Here is an 18,534-nt window from a genome sequence, read left to right as displayed (position 1 = left end):
GTGTGCGACAGCGTTACTCAGGATTCGTCACGCGCGCGAGCACGATGCCGCCGAGGATCAGCGACAAGGCCAGCGCGCGGCCCGCGCTGAGCGGATCCTTGTGCACGAGCACACCGAGACCGATCGCGCCGAGCGCCCCGATACCGGTGAATACCGCGTAGGCGGTGCCCACCGGGAGGGTCTGCATGGCACGCGAGAGCAGATACACGGCCAGCGAGCCGAGCGTGACACAGAGCAGGGTCGGGCCGAGTTTGGTGAAGTTCTCGGTCGGTTTGATGGTCTGCGACCAGAGAATTTCGACGAGCCCGGCCAGGCCGAGCACCAGCCAGCTCATCGCGCGTAGTCCTTTGCCAGAGAGCGCACTTCGGCCCGCGCGGCGGCGAGCGATGCCTCGTGGGCGTCGCGCAGGTGAGCCAGGTTCGGATCCTGAACGGCATTGGCCAGCTCCGCGTTGACGAAAACCGTGTCGGTGACGGCGAAGTGGCCTGCGAAGAAGTCACGCAGGAAGCGTTCCTGATAATCGAACGCGGCTTTCGGCGCACCGGGCGAGTACGCGCCGCCACGGGCGGTGACCACCACGAATCTGCGCCGCCCCAACGACATTCGAGGAAACGTGACCTGGTCGAGCCATGCCTTGAGCGAGGCGGGGACGGAGTAGTTGTACATCGGGGTACCGATCAGGATCACGTCGGCGGCCAGCACCTGCGCCAGCAGCGGTTCGACCACCCGCCACGCGGCCCGAGCCGCGGGCGTCACGGCGAGTTCCGCGAGTCGGTCGAGGTCGGTGACCCCGGCGGCGAGCGCAGCGTCACACAGTTCGGTCCACCCCTCGTCGATGAACGGCGTCGGCTCGGCGGCGAGGTCACGGTAGGTGTAAGTACCGCCGGGTTCCGCGTCGCGCCAGGCCTGGACGAACTCCCTGCCGAGCTCACGACTGAGGGAGTTCGCACGAGCGCTGGAGTCCAGGTGCAGCAGGTGTGTCATCACAGGGTTCCTAACTGGACATGATGTCCGCTTGTCGATTTCTCGACGATAGAACACAAGTGGACATGATGTCCACATATTCTTTTCTGGGCTACAGTCGACCCATGGAGTCCCGATCCGACCTGCTCACCGGCGCGTCGCTGGATGCGCCGCCGCCCTCTGAGCGCACCGACGCGGCGCGCAATCGCGCGAAGGTGCTGGCGGCGGCCGCCGAACTCTTCGCCACCCGCGACCCGCGCACGGTCACCATGGACGACATCGCCAAGGCCGCGGGCGTCGGTCGCGGCACCCTCTACCGCCGCTATCCCGACCGCAACGCGATCGCCGTCGCCCTCCTGGACGAGCACGAACGCGCCCTTCAGGAAGAGCTACTACGCGGCGCGCCCCCGCTGGGCCCCGGCGCGCCCCCGGCCGATCGACTCGCCGCCTTCTACGCGGCGATGGTCGAATTACTCACCGCCCATGCCCATCTGGTGCTCGGCGCGGAGACCGGCGGCGCCCGTTTCAGCACCGGGGCCTATGGCTTCTGGTCGGTGCACGTGCGCTCGCTGCTGATCGAAGCCGAGGTGCCACAACCGGATTCGCTGGTCGATACGGTCCTCGCGCCACTCGCCGCCGAGGTCTACCTCCAGCAATGCGAACGCGGATTGTCACCCGAGCAGATCACCGCCGGTCTGACCACACTGGCCCAGCGCCTGCTGGGTGTCTGACCGAGAACCACTGACAGCAGCTACGTGTCGGACCCGAGCAGTACCGTCCGACGGGTGACGAGCACCCCCGAAGACAACGCCAGATTCTGGAATCTGATCGCATCGGCCTGGGCGGCCACCGGTACCGAACCGGCCGCCGTTCTGCGATCGACGGAAGACGGCCTCCAGAACCGACTCGACGCGTTCCTCGCCCAGTTGAGCGCCCTGTCGACAGATTTCACCAGCGAGGAACTGACCGCCCTCGACCGTGTCGCCGAACGCGCGCTCTACGACATCGACCGCGCCGAAATCCAGGCGATCACCGACGGCTCCGACGACGGCTTCCTCTACGCCCGTGGATTCATCGTGGCCATGGGCCGCGACTACTACGACGCCGTCAATTCCGACCCCGAGGCCGCGATCACCGACGCCGAATGCGAGAGAATGTGCTATTTCTTCGCCCACCTACACAATGAGCGCTTCGGCGGATTTCCGAAGACCGGCTCGGGCATCTCCCGCGAAACGGCCTCGAACCCGGCAGGCTGGTCCTGACTCGAGGTGAGGCCGAAGTGTAGGTAGCGGCAGCCCGTTTCGGACTGCCGCTACCGGTTGATCGCAGGTCAGGTGAGATCGCGGCGAGTCATCAACCAGATCGTGCCGCCCGCGAAGGCCGTCACATACGCGGCCAGGAGAGCGAAAGATTCGCCGCGGGTGAGGATGTCGAGAACGCCAGGGTTGGCTGGACCCTCCACGGTGCGCATCGCGCCCGCCAGCGAGCCCGCGGCGGTGCCCGGAAGCAGGTTGGTGACGGCTTCGATCGGGCCGAAGATGCCCGCCACGCCACGTAGGAGGTTCTCCACCACCAGGACCCAGACCAGACCGAGACCGACAGCCAGGGCGGGGCCGCGGGCGATGGCGCCGATGAGGGCGCCCGCGAGGGTCCACATGCCGAGAATGGCGGTACCGGTGAGGATTCCGATCAGGGTGTCATCGAGCGACGGCATGGTGATCGGCTGGGACTCGCCCGCCGCGATCACGGTGGCGATGCCGATGTCGACGACGAAGGCGACCAGGACGAGCGCGAGGACCACCACCAGCAGGGACAACAGCAGTCCCGCTACCGCCGCGGCTCTGCTCGGCCCCTGGGTGAACACGGTTTTCCAGGTGCCCCAGCCGTATCCGCTGCCGACGGCCAGGGCGCCGAGGATCAGCACCAGCGCGCCGCCGAACATCGACATGCCCTGCGTGAACACTTCGGGAACGGCAGCGGGCATGAGTTGGCCGAGAAGAACGTCGCGTGGGAGACCGTCCGACATCGCGCTGCTCTCGCCGGAGGTGTAAGCGAGGTAGTTGAACAGGTAGGCGAAGGTCAGGTTGAGCAGAATCCAGGTGCCGAGGACGATCCAGAAGGCGGGCCAGCGTCCGAGACGTACCGCCTCCGCGCGCACGCTGGCAACGAGATCCCTTGTCATGGTGTTCATTTCGCTACCTCCACAGCTGTCATCTCGAAGAACACTTCTTCCAGGGATTTCTCGTCCACCCGCAGTTCGAGCAGGTCCGCGCCCGCCGAGACGACAGCCCGCGCCACCTCCGGCGCCATCGCGGCGCTCGTTTCGACCCTGATTCCGTCCGCACCCGCTCGTGCGGGGGCGTCGATGACCGCGCGCACCGCGTCGAGCGCCACGTCCACGGGCTCGGCGCGCAGCAGAAGTGTCGCGGTGCCGCGCAATTCCGACACCGTGGATTCCGCGAGCAAGCGACCACCGGAGATCACGCCGACACGGTGGCAGATCTCCTGTACCTCGGTGAGCTGGTGGCTCGACAGCAGCACGGTATGTCCGTCGGCCGCGAGATCGGTGATGAGCGTGCGCATCTCGGCCAGGCCCGCTGGGTCGAGGCCGTTGGTCGGTTCGTCGAGAATCAGCAGATCCGGGTCGCCGAGCATGGCCGCGCCGACCCCGAGACGCTGCTTCATGCCGAGCGAATAGGTGCGGAAACGGTCGCCTGCCCGGTCGGCCAGGCCCACCCGTTCCAGCGCCGTCTCGACCTCGGCATCGCCGTGGCCGCGATAGCGGGCCAGTACCCGCAGGTTGTCGCGGCCGGAGAGGTAGGGGTAGAAGCCTGGGCCCTCGATGAGGACGCCGATTCCGCGCAGTACCTCCGGGTCGCCCGGCGTGCGGCCCCGGACGGTCGCGGTGCCCGCACTGGGTCGGATGAGGCCGGCCAGCATGCGCAACGTGGTGGTTTTGCCCGCGCCGTTGGGGCCGAGGAATCCGTAGATCTCCCCGGCCGCGACCCGCATGCTCACCGCGTCCACCGCGAGGTGCTCGCCATAGCGTTTGGTCAACTCGGTGGTGACCACGATCGATTCGTTCATGGGAATCAGAATCCGCGTTCGAGGGGTGCCCGGGCATCCGTCCCGCGGCGTGCTCGGCGCTACGCCGCGCGGACTACGCGGCCTCGCACAGGAAATACGTGCGCAGGCCGACGCGGTGGGTGGGCGCACACAATAGGGTTGAGCACGTGGGAGCGTCTGCGAAGTGGGAGCGTGGCTCGGTCGTTCAGGACTGGGGCCTGGCAGTGGTGGTCGCGGTGATCCAGCTGGCCGGTAGTTCCGGTGCGAATTCGCATCAAACCGGAGTGCGGTCGCTGGACGCGTTCGCGTATCTGCTGCTGCTCGCGGGGCCGATCGCGCTCGGTTTCCGGCGGGTGCTGCCCGAACCGGTGCTGCTGGTGGCGTTGGTCGCCACAGTGACCTATGTGCTGCGTGATTACGGGTACGGGCCGATTTTCCTCTCGCTGGTGATCGCCTTCCTGTCGGCAGCCGTCACTGGATCCCGTTGGCGCACATACCCGGTGGTCGCGATCGGCTACCTGACGATGGTGTGGCCGTTGCCCGCCCTGCTCGGGCGGCACTCCGACGCGTGGCAGATATTCGGGCTGCTGGCGTGGATGGGCGTGCTGGTCGCGATCGCGGAGGGGATGCGGCAGCGACGCGCGGTGGTGCTCGCGCGCAAGCAGCGGGCCGAGGCCGCCCAGCGCGACGAACAGGCCCAGCAGGCCAGGGCAGCGTCCGAGGAGCGGTTGGCCATCGCCCGCGAGCTGCACGATGTTCTCGCGCACAGCCTTTCGCTGATCAATGTGCAGTCGTCGGTGGCGCTGGAGTTGTTCGACCGCAAGCCACAGCAGGCTGCCGCGGCGCTGGCGACCATCAAGACGACATCGAAAGAGGCGCTCACCGAGGTGCACACGCTGCTGCACGCGATTCGCAGCGGGACCGCCGTGGTGCCGGAGTACCCCGAACATGTCGGCGTCCCCGATGACGTACCTGTTCCGCCCCGCCCCGCGCCGCGCGCTCCCGCACCGACCCTCGACGACCTCGACACCCTGCTCGAACGCACCCGGGCGACCGGGCTCGACGTCGACACCAAGATCATCGGTACGCCCAAGAAGCTGCCGAGCGTGATCGATGTAGCGGCGGCCAGGATCATTCAGGAATCGCTGACCAACGTGGTGCGCCACGCGCCCGGCGCGACGGCGCTGATCACCCTGCGCTACGCACCGGAATCGGTGGACATCACCGTCGACAACACCCGCCCGACCGAGACCGCTGTTCGAACCGGGATCGGCGGCAACGGGATCATCGGGATGCGGGAGCGGGCACATGCGCTCGGCGGGGCGCTCACCGCGGGTCCGCGACCGTCGGGCGGGTTCCGGGTCGCGGCTCGATTGCCCGCTCGCCCCGTGGCTTCGAGCACGTCGGCGCGGTCTTCGGAGTCATCCGGCAAGGAGGCCGGCGCGTGAGCGACCCTGCCGAACTGCCGCCGATCGGAGCGGGCCGAGCGAAGATCCGTCTCCTCGTCGCCGATGATCAGGCGCTGGTGCGTGGTGGTTTCGTCGCCCTGCTGGACGCGCAGGACGACATCGAAGTCATCGGTGAGGCCGAAAACGGTGAGCAGGCGGTCCGGATGACCCGCGCTCTTGTCCCGGACGTGGTGCTGATGGACATCCGCATGCCGATCCTCGACGGGCTGGCCGCCACCCGCATGATCGCCGACGACCCCCAGCTGGCGCCGGTGCGCGTCGTCGTCCTCACCACCTTCGAACTCGACGAATACGTCTTCGAAGCGATCCGCGCTGGCGCCGCGGGCTTCCTGGTCAAACACACCGAACCCGCCGATCTGCTGCGCGCCGTCCGCGTCGTGGCGGCAGGCGACGCCCTCCTGTCCCCCGGCGTCACCCGCCGCCTGCTCGCCGAGTTCTCCACCCACGCAAAACAACCACCCCCCGCCGCCTTCGCCGAACTCACCGACCGCGAACGCGAAGTGATGATCCTGGTAGCCGAGGGCCTCACCAACGCCGAAATCGGCGCCCGCCTCTACATGTCCCCCGCCACCGCCCGCACCCACGTCAGCCGAATCCTCACCAAACTGGCCGCCCGAGACCGCACCCAACTCGTAGTCCTCGCCTACGAATCAGGCCTGGTCCGCCCGGGTTGGCAGTAGGCGACTCACTTGCCCTGGTCTGCTTGTCGGCGTTCGGAGGCGGAGAAGCGAGCGCGGCGGGCGGCGCCCGCTGGGGCGGCTTGGGCTCGGGCGGAGTAGGCGGAGAGGGCGTCGAAGGCGCCTCGGACGCCACCGGCGACCGGTGCGTAGGTGATCGCCGAGCCGGGGTCGAAGCCGAGGTTGGAGCCTACTTCGACGGCGTCCATGTTGGCGCCGAGGAAAACGAAGGTCCAGTTGTAGGCGTCTTGTTGCTGAGTGATGAGCGACTTCACGGCGGCGTGGGTCCATTCGCGGCTGGAGTTCTCGTGGCCGTCGGTGAGGACGACGATGATCACGGTGCCGGGGCGGTCGTGTTCGGGGCGGTCGGCCAGTTCGGCGCCCACGCTGGTGACGAGCTTGCCGAGTGCGTCGTAGAGCGCAGTCCCACCGCGCGGATGCAAGCTCGGCGCCGGTACCCGATCCAACGGCGCATTCGCGTAGACCACGTCGTAGGTGGTGTCGAACTGAGCGAGCGTGACCTCGATCTTCTTCGGCACCGAGCGCTGCTGTTCGAAATAGGCGGCCAACCCACCTTCGGTGTCGGCCTTGATGGTCTGCATGGACCCGGAGCGGTCGAGCAGAACGGCGATCAGTGTGCGGTCGGAATCAGTCATGTGTGCGAACACCCCCGTGTCGGTTGGACGAGCAATTCCCACCGTACGCCGCGAAAGAGGGCGCTCCGACCGGCGAAAAGAAGTCGCCAAGGTATCGCCAAGCCTGGATTTCTACCTTTCCCACCATGGGACCAGTGCTCGCATTCCACCGCATCTCCGAGGCCGACGCCGCCCGCATCACCGCCGATGCCGAGGCCGCATTCGAACTCGTCGAAGCCATCGACAACACCGGCGAACCAGTCGGCGACATCGACAAGTCCTGGGACGGACTGCGCTACCTACTGGCAGCCGCAAGAGTCGATGTCGACCTGCTCCGTGACCTCGACCCGTGGGCAGGCGACGGCGAGCCGCGCCTCTGGACACCCGACGAGGTGTCCACCGCAGCTCACACTCTGGCCGCGACACCGTTCACCGCCCTCGCCGAACACTTCGCCCCGGACGACATGGATGACAACGACGTGTACCCGGATATCTGGGACACCGACTTCTGCCACGAATATCTGCGGGAACACTACGAAGGACTGGTGGAATTCCTGCTGTTCGCCAGTGCGAAGAACTCGCCCGTGCTCTCCCGGTTCGAATAGCCGCGACTTCGGCTCGTTCTCGACGCCGCTCGAACGCGGCGTTTGAGTCGGATGCGGTGGCGTTTCGGGCGAGGACGGCGGCGAATGGCGCTGTTGCACCTGGCATGACAACGACTTCGACGGCCGACGCGACGGTGGAGAACACCGATCGCCGGGTCTGGCCCGCCCTGCTGACCATGTTCCTCGGCAGCTTCACGCTGGTGACCGCCGAATTCCTGCCCCCCGGCGTACTCACCGCGCTGGCAACCGATCTGAATGTGCCCGAGGGAGTCGTCGGGCTCTCGGTGAGCGCGACGGCCCTGACCGCCTTGCTAGCCGCACTAGGGTTGGGCGCGCTGTTTCCCCGCCTGGATCGACGCACCCTGCTGATCGGGCTGACCATCGGCGCGGCGGTGTCGAACGTGGTGGTGGCGCTCGCACCGAACATCGTGCTGTTGCTGATCGCGCGTCTGCTCCTCGGGCTGGCTGTCGGCGGCTACTGGTCGATGGCGCTGGTGATCGCCGCCAAGCTCGTGCCCGCCGAGCGGCTCGGCAAAGCGATGATGATCGTGAACGCGGGGACCACGGTCGCGACGGTGGCCGGAGTACCGCTCGGTGTGCTGCTGAGCACCTACGCCGGTTGGCGGACGACCTTCCTGATCGCGGCCGCGCTGACCGCCGCCACTGCCGTCGCCGTGCGGCTGATGTTGCCGCCGATCGCACCGAGCAAGGGCGTCGGGTTCGCCGCACTCGGTAGCGCCCTTCGGGCTCCGGGCGTAACGCTCGGCCTGCTCAGCATGGTCGCCGTCGTCGCAGGACACTTCGCCGGATACACCTATATCCGCCCGGCCCTCGCTGAACTGCTCGGCGCGGGCCCGGCGGTGATCCCGGTCCTGCTCGCCCTGTTCGGCGTCGGTGGACTGCTCGGCAACTTCGTTCTCGGCGCCCTCGCCGACCGCCACCTCGGCGCCCTGCTGCTGGCGGTGCCCACGGCTATCGGCCTGTCATTGCTCGCGATCATCGCCTCCGCGACGTTCGCCCCGCTCGCCTACCTGGCCGTGGTCGTGTGGGGCGCCGCGTTCGGCGGCATCCTCAATCTCGTGCAGGTGTGGGTGTCGCGGGTGCTGCCCGATCGGATGGAAGCGGGCAGCGGGCTGATCGTCGGCGGTTTCCAGCTGGCGATCATCCTCGGCTCGGCGGTCGGCGGTCGTGGGGTGGACAGCATCGGCCTGGCCGCCACCTACGCGCTCGGCGCCCTCGCCGCGGTGCTCGGTGGTGTGCTGATCCGACGCTCACTCACCCTGGCGGCGCGCTGACATCCGCAGGCGCTCGGGTCGCACGCCGCCAATCCGTCGGCGTGTGGCCCGTGTGCCGCCGGAAGGCCCGCCCGAACGCCGTCTCCGAGCGATAGCCGAGGCGGCGCGCCACCGCGCCGACCGGCACAGCGTGGTCGGTCAGCAACAGCTGCGCCCGCTCGATCCGCAGTTTCGTCAGGTACCGGCCCGGCGTGAGGCCGGTCGCCGCCTGGAACCGGGCGGCGAACCCGGACCGCGAGGCCAGCGCGATCTTCGCCAGCCCCTCGACTGTCCACTCCTGCCCAGGATCGGCATGCATCGCGGCCACCGCCTGCGCTACTCCGGGCTCGTTCACCTTCAGTAGCCACCGTTGCGGCGCGCATCCACGGGCATGCCAGGACTCGATCGCCATCGAGGTGATCAACGTGGCCACCCGGTCGCCCTGAACACCGAACGGGTCGGGGCACTGCTCGACCAGGTGGCGAAACATGGTGGCGGCCAACGGCGTGTGCTCGACGAAACCGGTCAGCAGCAGTCGTTGCGGCAGCGCGGTCATGGCGCCGCCGGTCCCGACGGGATCGAGGCGCACCCGGAGCACCCGGCCCGCCGACAGCGCGTTGATCGCGAACCGGACTGTGCCGGGAACGAACAGGAAGTCGCCGCTCGCCAGATCCTCTGTCGTGCTGAGTCCCTCGACGCGGACCAGCCCGTCCAGCACGACCAACGCACTCGGCTCGGTCATGAACTCCCACTGACCTGGCGTCAGCGTGAACTCGTCGCGTCCCGCGAACCGCCACTGCACACCGGCCAGCACATCATCGAGGCTCTGCGCACCTTCGGCCTGTGTCACTGCGCACCCCTCGTGATGGAACTTCGATGCACTTCACGGTACCGGTCGGGACATACGCGTCGGGACGTACGCCGGATCGGGTCTCGCGGCCGATGTCGTCGCGCGTCCGGGCGAGCAGGGTTGAGCCATGAACATTTTCGACAGCGCGACGACGCTGACTCTGCTGGCCGACCACTACGACGGAGGGTGGCATCCCTGGCCGTTCTTCTGGATCTTTCCGCTGCTGTTCTGGATCACGGTGATCGCGGTGGTGTTCTTCGCCCGCCGACGGTGCGTGGGCCGCGGTGGCGCGGTGTCCGCCCTGCGGGCAGGGTTCGCTCGCGGCGAGATCACCGAGGACGAGTACCGCGGCAGGCTCGCGGTGCTGAACGAACCGCGCGGGCGCGAGAAGAAGTAGGGAGGGATCGGGATGCGATTCGGAATCGTGCTCATGCCGCGGTCCGGACCGGAGTGGGCGCGTGCGGTCACCGGAGCGCAGGCGCAGGGCTACGACACGCTGATGCTGCCGGACACGCTGTACACGCCCTCACCACTCATCGCCCTGGCCGCGGCCGCCGCGGTGACAGAGAACGTGCGGTTGCGACCGAATGTGCTGGCCGCGCCGTTCCGGTCGTCCACCGCCACCGTTCGGGACACAGCTGCGCTGCAACTACTTTCGGACGGACGGTTCGAACTGGGAATCGGCACCGGAAGGCCGGACGCTCGGGTGGAAGCCGAAAGGCTCGCCATGCCATGGGGTTCGGCGGCCGAACGACGCAACCAGCTGATCGACACCATCACCGCGGTGCGTACCCAGGTCGACCCGGCTCCACCGGTGGTGATCGCGGCGAGCGGCCCGCGAATGCTCACCACCGCGGCCGAGTACGCCGATCGGATCCTGCTGGCGGCCGCACCGGACGCGACCGAAGACGACCTCGCCCGGATGGTCGGCACCGTCACCGCCCACACCGACCGCGACGTCCGATTCACCCTCCAACTCGTCGGTATCGGCGAGCACCTGCCCACCTGGCTGAGCACACGGCTCGGCCACACCCCCGAAAAACTCCGCGCCGCGGGTGCCGCCGGACTTCTCCCCAGCGATCCACAGGCCGCTGTGGAAATCCTCGAATCCCGCAGCGAGCGCTACGGAATCGACGAACTGATCGTCCCCGGCGAGCTGGCTACCGCCTTCGCCCCGGTGCTCGAACGCGCGCGTCAGTAATCGGAGAAGCGAAAAGCCCGCCCCCTGCTCTAGGGGGCGGGCTTTTCGGTTCAGTTGATTACTCGCCGGAGGCGGCGGCCTCGGGCGCAGTGCCCTCGGCGGCGCCGGTGAGGACAACCTCTGGCTTGTCGTCGCCTGCGGAAGCCTTGGTCAGCTTCGTCTTGCCGGTGAAGGTGAACTTGGCGTCCTCGCCGAGACCCTCGCCGTTCCAGCCTTCGACGTCGACCAGAATGGTCTGGCCCGCGCCGATCTCGCCGAAGAGGATCTTCTCCGACAGCTGGTCTTCGATCTCGCGCTGAATCGTGCGACGCAGCGGACGAGCGCCGAGGACCGGGTCGAAACCACGCTTCGCGAGCAGGCTCTTGGCCTGATCGGTCAGCTCCATGGCCATGTCCTTGTTCTTCAGCTGCTTGCCGACGCGAGCGATCATCAGGTCCACCATCATCACGATCTGTTCGCTCGTGAGCTGGTGGAAGACGATCACGTCGTCGATGCGGTTGAGGAACTCGGGACGGAAGTGCTTCTTCAGCTCGTCGTTGACCTTGAGCTTCATCCGCTCGTAGTTCGAGCCCTCGACACTGGACTGGGTGAAGCCCAGGCCCACAGCCTTCGAGATGTCGGAGGTGCCCAGGTTCGAGGTGAAGATCAGCACGGTGTTCTTGAAGTCGACCGTACGACCCTGACCGTCGGTGAGACGGCCGTCCTCGAGCACCTGCAGGAGGGTGTTGTAGATCTCCTGGTGCGCCTTCTCGATCTCGTCGAACAGCACCACCGAGAACGGCTTGCGGCGCACCTTTTCGGTGAGCTGGCCGCCCTCCTCGTAGCCCACGTACCCGGGAGGGGCACCGAACAGACGAGAAGCGGTGAAGCGGTCGTGGAACTCGCCCATGTCGATCTGGATGAGCGCGTCGTCGTCACCGAACAGGAAGTTCGCCAGCGACTTGGCGAGCTCGGTCTTACCGACACCCGAGGGGCCGGCGAAGATGAACGAGCCCGACGGACGCTTGGGGTCCTTCAGACCGGCGCGAGTGCGGCGGATCGCCTTGGAGACGGCCTTGACGGCATCCTCCTGGCCGATGATCCGCTTGTGCAGCTCGTCTTCCATGCGGAGCAGACGGGTGGTCTCCTCCTCGGTGAGCTTGAAGACGGGGATGCCGGTCCAGTTGGCCAGCACCTCCGCGATCTGCTCGTCGTCGACCTCGGCCACGACGTCCAGATCACCGGAACGCCACTGCTTTTCCCGCTCGGCACGCTTGGCGACGAGCTGCTTCTCCTTGTCGCGCAGACGCGCGGCCTTTTCGAAGTCCTGCGCGTCGATAGCGCTTTCCTTCTCCCGACGAGCATCGGCGATCTTGTCGTCGAAGTCGCGCAGGTCCGGCGGAGCGGTCATCCGGCGGATGCGCATGCGCGCGCCCGCTTCGTCGATCAGGTCGATCGCCTTGTCCGGCAGGAACCGGTCGTTGATGTAGCGGTCGGCCAGGGTGGCGGCGGCGACGAGAGCGCCATCGGTGATGGAGACCCGGTGGTGCGCCTCGTAGCGGTCGCGCAGACCCTTGAGGATGTTGATGGTGTGCTCGACGGTCGGCTCGCCCACCTGGACCGGCTGGAAGCGTCGTTCCAGCGCGGCGTCCTTCTCGATGTACTTGCGGTACTCGTCGAGAGTGGTGGCGCCGATGGTCTGCAGCTCGCCACGGGCCAGCTTCGGCTTCAGGATCGAGGCCGCGTCGATGGCGCCTTCGGCAGCACCCGCGCCGACGAGCGTGTGCAGCTCGTCGATGAACAGGATGATGTCGCCGCGGGTGTTGATCTCCTTGAGCACCTTCTTGAGGCGCTCTTCGAAGTCACCGCGGTAGCGGCTGCCCGCGACCAGGGAGCCCAGGTCGAGGGTGTAGAGCTGCTTGTCCTTGAGGGTCTCGGGGACCTCGCCGTTGACGATGGCCTGTGCCAGGCCCTCGACGACAGCGGTCTTACCGACACCGGGCTCGCCGATCAGCACCGGGTTGTTCTTGGTGCGGCGGCTCAGCACCTGCATGACGCGCTCGATTTCCTTCGAGCGGCCGATGACCGGGTCGAGCTTGCCTTCGAGCGCGGCCTGAGTGAGGTTGCGGCCGAACTGGTCGAGCACCAGCGACGTGGACGGAGTGCCCGCCTCGCCGCGCGGACCGGCGCCCTCGACGGGCTCCTTGCCCTGGTACCCGGACAGCAGCTGGATGACCTGCTGACGGACACGGTTGAGGTCGGCACCCAGCTTGACCAGCACCTGGGCCGCGACGCCCTCGCCCTCGCGGATGAGGCCGAGCAGGATGTGCTCGGTACCGATGTAGTTGTGGCCGAGCTGCAGCGCCTCGCGCAGGCTCAGCTCCAGCACCTTTTTGGCACGCGGGGTGAAGGGGATGTGACCGGACGGCGCCTGCTGGCCCTGCCCGATGATCTCCTCGACCTGGCTACGCACACCCTCCAGCGAGATACCAAGGGACTCCAGCGACTTCGCCGCCACGCCCTCGCCCTCGTGGATCAACCCAAGCAGGATGTGCTCGGTGCCGATGTAGTTGTGGTTGAGCATCCGGGCCTCTTCTTGGGCCAGGACAACGACACGCCTCGCGCGGTCGGTGAACCTCTCGAACATCGCTCCCTCACTCTCCTGCTCCGACATTCTGGCAACAGACGCCGCAGTATGCTCGATACAACCTAGGGCGTCGGACCGACAACTTCGCCGTCAGCCTGCCATGAAGCCCGGGGGTTGCGGCCCCCGCCATCCACTCTAGTTGGCAGGGGATTCCGCCGCCGCCGGTCCACCCTATTGAAGACCGGCGACAACATGGTCACCTACTGACAACGCGCACGTCGCGGCATTCGTTTCCTGTTCAGTTTTGCCTACAGCGAAATCGCCGTCGGGGTGTTATCCGGTGAAGGGTGGGACGAATTCACACGGAACGGGGGCCTGTCTGGCCGGATCGAGGGCGTTGAGAACGTGACCGGCCGCGCGGGGACTGCCCGCGATGGCCAGGTGTTCGGAGTAGTCCTGCGCACAACCGTCCTGCACGACGAACGAGGTGGCGTTCGGGCCGGGGACCAGGCCCGAGGTGTGCGGGACGACCAACTCGTCGATGGCGGAGACGACATTGGTGTAGGTGACCCTCGGGTCGTACACGCCGTCGGCGTTCAGCGAGGTCATGAAGGGCGAGCCGGTGAACATCTGTCCGCAGGCCTGACACAGCGACGAACTGACCGCGTCGAAAGCGGGTCCCGCGCCGAGCGCCCGGCTGAAGTGGGCGATATCGCCCGCCCCGAACGCGTTGGTGCCGAGCCAGGGCGGCGCGATCCCGACGAGCTTGCCGACCTTGTCCCCGCCGCCGAGCCGCTTGACGTAGTAGTTGCCGACGATATTGCCCTGCGAATGGGCGATCAGGTCGACCCGCTCGGCGCCGGTGCGGGCCAGCACACCGTCGACGAAGGCCGCGACCTCGGCGGCGCTCTGCTCGATGGGACGCATCCCGCCGATCGCCGAGACGGGCCATGGCAGGGCGTAGGCGCCGTAGGTGAGAGAGAAGACGCAATAGCCCTCGTTGGCCAGCAGCGGGGCGTATACGCCCCAGTTCGTCTGCGCTCCGCCCCCGGTGCCGTGCAGCAGGACCACCGGATCCGGATGTTCGGCCGAGGGGACGCAGCCCGGGTCGTTCGAGCCGGGAAGTGAGCCGCCCGGGTTGGTGAGCTCCGGGGGGATGCCGGCGAAGAAGTTGTAGTCGACCGGGAGCGGCTGGGCCGATGCGGTGGCGGGCAGACAGGCGAACAGGGCCGCGGCCAGCACCGCGAGCGAACTACGTCGCATGAACGACTCCTCACTAGAACGTGTTCCACTTATCATGGAACACGTTCTAGTGATCGCGTGGCGCTACCGGCCGGAAATCATCGACGCTGGTGCTGCGCGCCGTGCGGCGCTCCGGCGATCGGAGCGCCCGACTGCTGCGCGAACTGCTGTCCGGCAACAGGGCCGCCGACCTGAGCGAAGCTCTGACCCTGTGAGAAGGACTGTCCGGCAGCCACGTCAGCGGACGAACTCGACTTGCCCTGCTGCACGCCCGCCGCGAACAGCGCACCGCACAGCACCAGGAATGCGGCAGTGTGCACCACCGCGCGCACGATGTTCCAGCGAACCCAGGTCGCCTCGAAATCCGCACGCACGGCGGCGGTGTCGGCGATCGAGGCGGGATCACCCGCCGCGGCGAGCGCGTCGTTGAGCGGCACGTTCAGGCCCGCGGTGACGGCGAACGCGATCACGTTGAGCGCCAACGCGATTCCGATCCAGATCAGCGTCGAGCGCTGCTCCTTACCGAGGTGCAGAGCGGCCGCGAGCGCGGTGAATCCGACCGTGCCCATGAAGCCGAACATGAACCAGGGGTTGATGATCACGACATTGATCTTCTGCATGACGTCGATCAGCGTGCGGTCATCGGTGCGAGCCAGCGCGGGCATCACCGAGATCGCGTACGCGTAGAACACCCCGGCGATGAGTCCGGTACTGAGCAAGGCCAGCACCATGGTGGCCATCCGAACTGCGAACATGCGATGTCTCCTGACTCGTGGTCCGGAGCTTCGATCCCGTGCTCCGGTGATACGAGTAAGTCAACCGCCCAGCGCGCGTCCGCGACATAGTTCAGGCGCTCACGGATCTACGCGAGCGTCGCGGTCACAAATCGTGGTCGGAGATCAGTCCGCTCTGCATGGCCAGCGCGGCCAGTCGGGTGCGCTTCTGGTTCTGCGGGAGATTTTCCACCCCGAACTTCGCGAACAAGGCGCGCAGGTGGGTTTTGATCGCGTCGATGGAGAGGAACAATTCCTCGGCGATCTGCTGATTCGACGCGGGCGTCGCGAATCCGGTGCCGTGCTTGTACGGACGGCACAGCGCGACCAGCACCGCGCGCTGGGTCTCGGTCAGTGAACGCATCGTGGGGATGGACCCCGACGCGGTATGCGTGGCGTCGTCCACCACACCGCCGAAATCGAAGAAATGTACGAGCGTGGTCCCGACCCGAATACGGTCGCCAGGACTCAATCGACGCCGACCGACCAGCCGCTCACCGTTGACGAAGGTGCCGTTACGCGAAAGTCCGTCATCGATGATGGTCCAGTGCGCACCGAGATGTTCGACGGCCGCGTGCAGACGGGACACCTCGACGTCCCACGCGAGCACGAGGTCGGCCTGCACATTGCGCCCGATGGTCACACGCTGCTGCCCGGCCTCGAGGGCCAGTTCATGCTGCTTACCGGTGTCGTCGGTATACCGCAGGAAGGAACTCACTGCGCGACTCCGCCGGATACTCGAAACACCTTGTGCACGGCCAACAGTCTACTTCCCTACCACCCCGACCCCACACGACCCGGACTCGAAAACCCGACCAGAAATCGGGCGACCCCACAAAACCCGACCCCACACGCCCCGACCCCGAGGAGGGGCAGGCAGGCGCAGCCTGCCGTTCGCGGCCGTCCCGCTGTTGAGGTGCCGTTGCGTACGCGACGAAGGAGCAAGCAACGGCTCCTCAACAGCGGGACCGGCGGGGCCGCGAACCACGCGGCGCCCACGCCGCAAATAACTCAGTTCTTGCCGACCTCTTTGTTGTACGCGTCGGTGATTTCCGCCGAGATACGACCGCGGGCCGAGACCTTGTGGCCCTTACGCCGAGCCCATTCGCGAATTGCGGCGCTCTGTTCACGGTCCATGGAAACGCGGCTCTTACCCTGCGGCGCGGGTGCACCGGCAGCCTTCACCCGGCGACGGCCACTCACACGGCGGGCGTTGGCGACCCACTCGTCCAGGCCTTCACGCAGGCGCGCCGCATTTGCGTCCGACAGATCGATCTCGTACGACACCCCATCGATAGCGAACTCGATGGTCTCGTCCGCGATGGACTCACCGTCGACATCGTCGATCAGGCTAACGGTGACCTTCTTTGCCATGAGATGAACGTCCTCTCGAAATCGTCAAGCCTGCCTCCAGGCCGAATACCCGAGGCAAGAATACCCCGAAATGCGAAATTTCCAACACGGGGTCTTCACCCCGAGAATTCACTGGTCAGCGACTAGTGGGTCGGACAATCGGGAACAGGATCGTTTCCCGGATTCCCGAACCCGTGAGTGCCATCAACAAGCGATCGATTCCCATACCCGTTCCAGTGGTCGGCGGCATGCCGTGTTCCATCGCGGCGAGGAAGTCTTCATCGAGCACCATGGCCTCGTCATCGCCTGCCGCGGCCAACCTCGCCTGGTCGACGAAGCGTTCACGCTGGATCACCGGGTCTACCAGTTCCGAATAGCCCGTTGCCAACTCGAAGCCGCGAACATAGAGGTCCCACTTCTCGGTGACACCGGACTTGCTGCGATGCTGACGGGTGAGCGGTGAAGTCTCGACCGGGAAGTCGCGAACGAAAGTCGGCGCGTAGAGCTTGTCGCCATACGCGTGTTCCCACAGTTCTTCGACCAGTTTCCCGTGACCGTAGCCCTTGTCGGAAGGAATTTCCAGACCTACCCGATCGGCGAGTGCGAGCAATTCCTCGACAGTGGTTTCCGGAGTCACCTCGACACCGATCGACTCCGACAGCGAGGGATACATCTCGACGGTCGTCCACTCGCCACCGAGATCATATTCAGTGCCGTCGGCAAGTGTCACAAGGAGGGTGCCGAATGCCTCCCGCGCGACTTCCTGGATCAATTCCCGGGTCATCGTCGCCGAGTCGTCATAGGTGCCGTATGCCTCGTAGGTTTCCAGCATCGCGAACTCGGGTGAATGGGTGGAGTCGGCGCCTTCGTTGCGGAAGTTCCGGTTGATCTCGAAGACCTTCTCCAGGCCGCCGACCACACAACGCTTGAGGAACAGCTCCGGCGCGATACGCAGGAAAAGATCCATGTCCAGCGCATTGGAATGGGTCACGAAGGGGCGCGCGGCGGCGCCGCCGTGGATGGTCTGCAGCATCGGGGTCTCGACCTCGAGGAAGCCGCGGCGCTCGAGCGCGTTGCGCAGCGCACGGACCACATTCACGCGAGTACGGGCCATTTCCCTGGCCTCGGGACGCACGATCAGGTCGACATAGCGCTGACGAACGCGCGACTCCTCGTTCATCTCCTTGTGCGCCACCGGCAGCGGGCGAAGCGACTTGGCCGCCATCGACCAGGAATCGGCCATCACGCTCAATTCCCCGGTGCGCGAGGAGATGACCTCACCGTGCACGAACACGAAGTCACCGAGGTCGACATCGGCCTTCCAGGCCGCCAGCGCGTCGGCTCCGACGCCGTTGAGGCTGATCATCGCCTGCAGCTTGGTGCCGTCGCCCTCCTGCAGCGTGGCGAAGCACAGCTTGCCGGTATTACGAACGAAAATGACGCGGCCCGCGATACCGGCCTGCAGACCGGTCTGGGTGTCGGCTTCCAGATCCGGGTAGGCGGCACGGATTTCGGCCAGCGTGTGGGTTCGCGGCACCACCACCGGGTAGGCCTCACCGCCCTCGGTGAGCAGCCGTTCACGCTTGTCCCGACGAATCCGCATCTGCTCGGGAACATCGATGTCCACGGCGGAAGTGGCGGCGCGGCCGGGTGCGGCGGGGTTAGGAGTGCTCACATCCGACAACATTAGCGGTCGCCTGAAAGGGTTTTACCCCTCCCCCGCCTCACCGCGCCACCCGCCTATGAATTGTGAAGTGCCTCACTGATTTCGCGACGACCTGGGTAACTCCCCAACCACCTCGGAGTCGTCGCGCGCCGGACGTGAGACCGAGGGCGAACCTCACGAATTCGCGAACGGCA

General features: G+C 66.7%; 20 protein-coding genes. 8 read left to right on the top strand and 12 right to left on the bottom strand.

Annotated features, from left to right (window positions below; translation table 11 throughout):
* Positions 1–13 precede the first annotated feature (13 nt).
* Both OHS03_RS30360 and OHS03_RS30355 read right to left on the bottom strand, forming a co-directional pair.
* A complete protein-coding gene (locus OHS03_RS30360) occupies positions 14–334 on the bottom strand; it encodes a DMT family transporter (RefSeq protein ID WP_328658778.1) in 321 nt (106 codons plus the stop codon).
* On the bottom strand, positions 331–984 hold the full coding sequence (locus OHS03_RS30355; protein ID WP_328658776.1) for an FMN-dependent NADH-azoreductase: 654 nt from the start codon (positions 982–984) through the stop codon (positions 331–333). Before OHS03_RS30355 ends, OHS03_RS30360 begins: the two co-directional genes overlap by 4 nt.
* 104 nt (positions 985–1,088) lie before the next feature.
* Between OHS03_RS30355 and OHS03_RS30350 the strand changes: the two genes are divergently transcribed.
* Positions 1,089–1,694, top strand: coding sequence for a TetR/AcrR family transcriptional regulator (locus tag OHS03_RS30350; protein ID WP_328658774.1), 606 nt, complete (start codon positions 1,089–1,091; stop codon positions 1,692–1,694).
* A gap of 54 nt (positions 1,695–1,748) precedes the next feature.
* On the top strand, positions 1,749–2,225 hold the full coding sequence (locus tag OHS03_RS30345; RefSeq protein ID WP_328658772.1) for a DUF4240 domain-containing protein: 477 nt from the start codon (positions 1,749–1,751) through the stop codon (positions 2,223–2,225).
* A 68-nt stretch (positions 2,226–2,293) separates the two neighbouring features.
* Here OHS03_RS30345 and OHS03_RS30340 read toward each other — a convergent pair whose 3' ends face one another.
* Together OHS03_RS30340 and OHS03_RS30335 are read right to left on the bottom strand one after the other, a co-directional pair.
* Positions 2,294–3,154 carry an ABC transporter permease gene (locus OHS03_RS30340; protein ID WP_328658769.1) on the bottom strand — a complete coding sequence of 287 codons (861 nt, stop codon included), beginning with the start codon at positions 3,152–3,154 and terminating at the stop codon, positions 2,294–2,296.
* Positions 3,151–4,050: an ABC transporter ATP-binding protein gene (locus OHS03_RS30335; RefSeq protein WP_328658767.1), complete on the bottom strand. Its 900-nt coding sequence runs from the start codon at positions 4,048–4,050 to the stop codon at positions 3,151–3,153. Before OHS03_RS30335 ends, OHS03_RS30340 begins: the two co-directional genes overlap by 4 nt.
* Before the next feature lie 146 nt (positions 4,051–4,196).
* On the opposite strand from OHS03_RS30335, the gene OHS03_RS30330 reads away from it, so the two are divergent.
* Both OHS03_RS30330 and OHS03_RS30325 read left to right on the top strand, forming a co-directional pair.
* Positions 4,197–5,477, top strand: coding sequence for a sensor histidine kinase (locus OHS03_RS30330; protein WP_328658765.1), 1,281 nt, complete (start codon positions 4,197–4,199; stop codon positions 5,475–5,477).
* A complete protein-coding gene (locus OHS03_RS30325; RefSeq protein ID WP_235569726.1) occupies positions 5,474–6,178 on the top strand; it encodes a response regulator transcription factor in 705 nt (234 codons plus the stop codon). The genes OHS03_RS30330 and OHS03_RS30325 overlap by 4 nt, the downstream gene beginning before the upstream one ends.
* A 5-nt stretch (positions 6,179–6,183) precedes the next feature.
* Here the strand turns inward: OHS03_RS30325 and OHS03_RS30320 are convergent, their stop codons facing one another.
* Positions 6,184–6,831 carry a vWA domain-containing protein gene (locus OHS03_RS30320; RefSeq protein WP_328658763.1) on the bottom strand — a complete coding sequence of 216 codons (648 nt, stop codon included), beginning with the start codon at positions 6,829–6,831 and terminating at the stop codon, positions 6,184–6,186.
* Between the two features lie 125 nt (positions 6,832–6,956).
* Here OHS03_RS30320 and OHS03_RS30315 point away from each other — a divergent pair, with 125 nt between their 5' ends.
* Both OHS03_RS30315 and OHS03_RS30310 read left to right on the top strand, forming a co-directional pair.
* On the top strand, positions 6,957–7,415 hold the full coding sequence (locus OHS03_RS30315; RefSeq protein ID WP_328658761.1) for a YfbM family protein: 459 nt from the start codon (positions 6,957–6,959) through the stop codon (positions 7,413–7,415).
* A gap of 104 nt (positions 7,416–7,519) precedes the next feature.
* Positions 7,520–8,710, top strand: a complete 1,191-nt coding sequence (locus tag OHS03_RS30310) for an MFS transporter (protein ID WP_328658760.1) — start codon at positions 7,520–7,522, stop codon at positions 8,708–8,710.
* Here OHS03_RS30310 and OHS03_RS30305 read toward each other — a convergent pair.
* Entirely contained in the window at positions 8,691–9,539 is an 849-nt protein-coding gene (locus OHS03_RS30305) for a helix-turn-helix domain-containing protein (RefSeq protein WP_328658758.1), read from the bottom strand. The two genes, OHS03_RS30310 and OHS03_RS30305, sit on opposite strands and share 20 nt — an antisense overlap.
* Positions 9,540–9,666: 127 nt before the next feature.
* Here OHS03_RS30305 and OHS03_RS30300 point away from each other — a divergent pair, with 127 nt between their 5' ends.
* Entirely contained in the window at positions 9,667–9,936 is a 270-nt protein-coding gene (locus tag OHS03_RS30300) for an SHOCT domain-containing protein (protein WP_328658756.1), read from the top strand.
* A gap of 12 nt (positions 9,937–9,948) precedes the next feature.
* Positions 9,949–10,740: an LLM class flavin-dependent oxidoreductase gene (locus tag OHS03_RS30295; protein ID WP_328658755.1), complete on the top strand. Its 792-nt coding sequence runs from the start codon at positions 9,949–9,951 to the stop codon at positions 10,738–10,740.
* Positions 10,741–10,798: 58 nt separating this feature from the next.
* Here OHS03_RS30295 and OHS03_RS30290 read toward each other — a convergent pair whose 3' ends face one another.
* The 6 genes from OHS03_RS30290 to lysS all read right to left on the bottom strand — a co-directional run bounded on the left by OHS03_RS30290 (position 10,799) and on the right by lysS (position 18,277).
* Positions 10,799–13,366 carry an ATP-dependent Clp protease ATP-binding subunit gene (locus OHS03_RS30290; protein ID WP_056819377.1) on the bottom strand — a complete coding sequence of 856 codons (2,568 nt, stop codon included), beginning with the start codon at positions 13,364–13,366 and terminating at the stop codon, positions 10,799–10,801.
* Positions 13,367–13,639: 273 nt separating this feature from the next.
* Positions 13,640–14,569 (bottom strand): esterase/lipase family protein, encoded by a 930-nt coding sequence (locus tag OHS03_RS30285; protein WP_328658753.1) that lies wholly within the window; start codon positions 14,567–14,569, stop codon positions 13,640–13,642.
* A gap of 77 nt (positions 14,570–14,646) precedes the next feature.
* Positions 14,647–15,303: an anthrone oxygenase family protein gene (locus tag OHS03_RS30280; RefSeq protein WP_328658751.1), complete on the bottom strand. Its 657-nt coding sequence runs from the start codon at positions 15,301–15,303 to the stop codon at positions 14,647–14,649.
* Between the two features lie 124 nt (positions 15,304–15,427).
* Positions 15,428–16,039 (bottom strand): FHA domain-containing protein, encoded by a 612-nt coding sequence (locus OHS03_RS30275; RefSeq protein WP_082843641.1) that lies wholly within the window; start codon positions 16,037–16,039, stop codon positions 15,428–15,430.
* 293 nt (positions 16,040–16,332) lie between these two features.
* Complete coding sequence (locus OHS03_RS30270; protein WP_056819023.1) at positions 16,333–16,695, bottom strand: histone-like nucleoid-structuring protein Lsr2; 363 nt, start codon at positions 16,693–16,695, stop codon at positions 16,333–16,335.
* 115 nt (positions 16,696–16,810) lie between these two features.
* Positions 16,811–18,277 (bottom strand): lysine--tRNA ligase, encoded by a 1,467-nt coding sequence (gene lysS / locus OHS03_RS30265; protein ID WP_056819379.1) that lies wholly within the window; start codon positions 18,275–18,277, stop codon positions 16,811–16,813.
* Positions 18,278–18,534: the final 257 nt, after the last annotated feature.

The organism is Nocardia salmonicida (assembly GCF_036142455.1).
GTDB classification, from domain to species: Bacteria; Actinomycetota; Actinomycetes; order Mycobacteriales; family Mycobacteriaceae; genus Nocardia; species Nocardia salmonicida.
The sequence above is the reverse complement of the archived record's forward strand: the minus strand, read 5'-3'. Positions and strand labels throughout refer to the sequence as shown.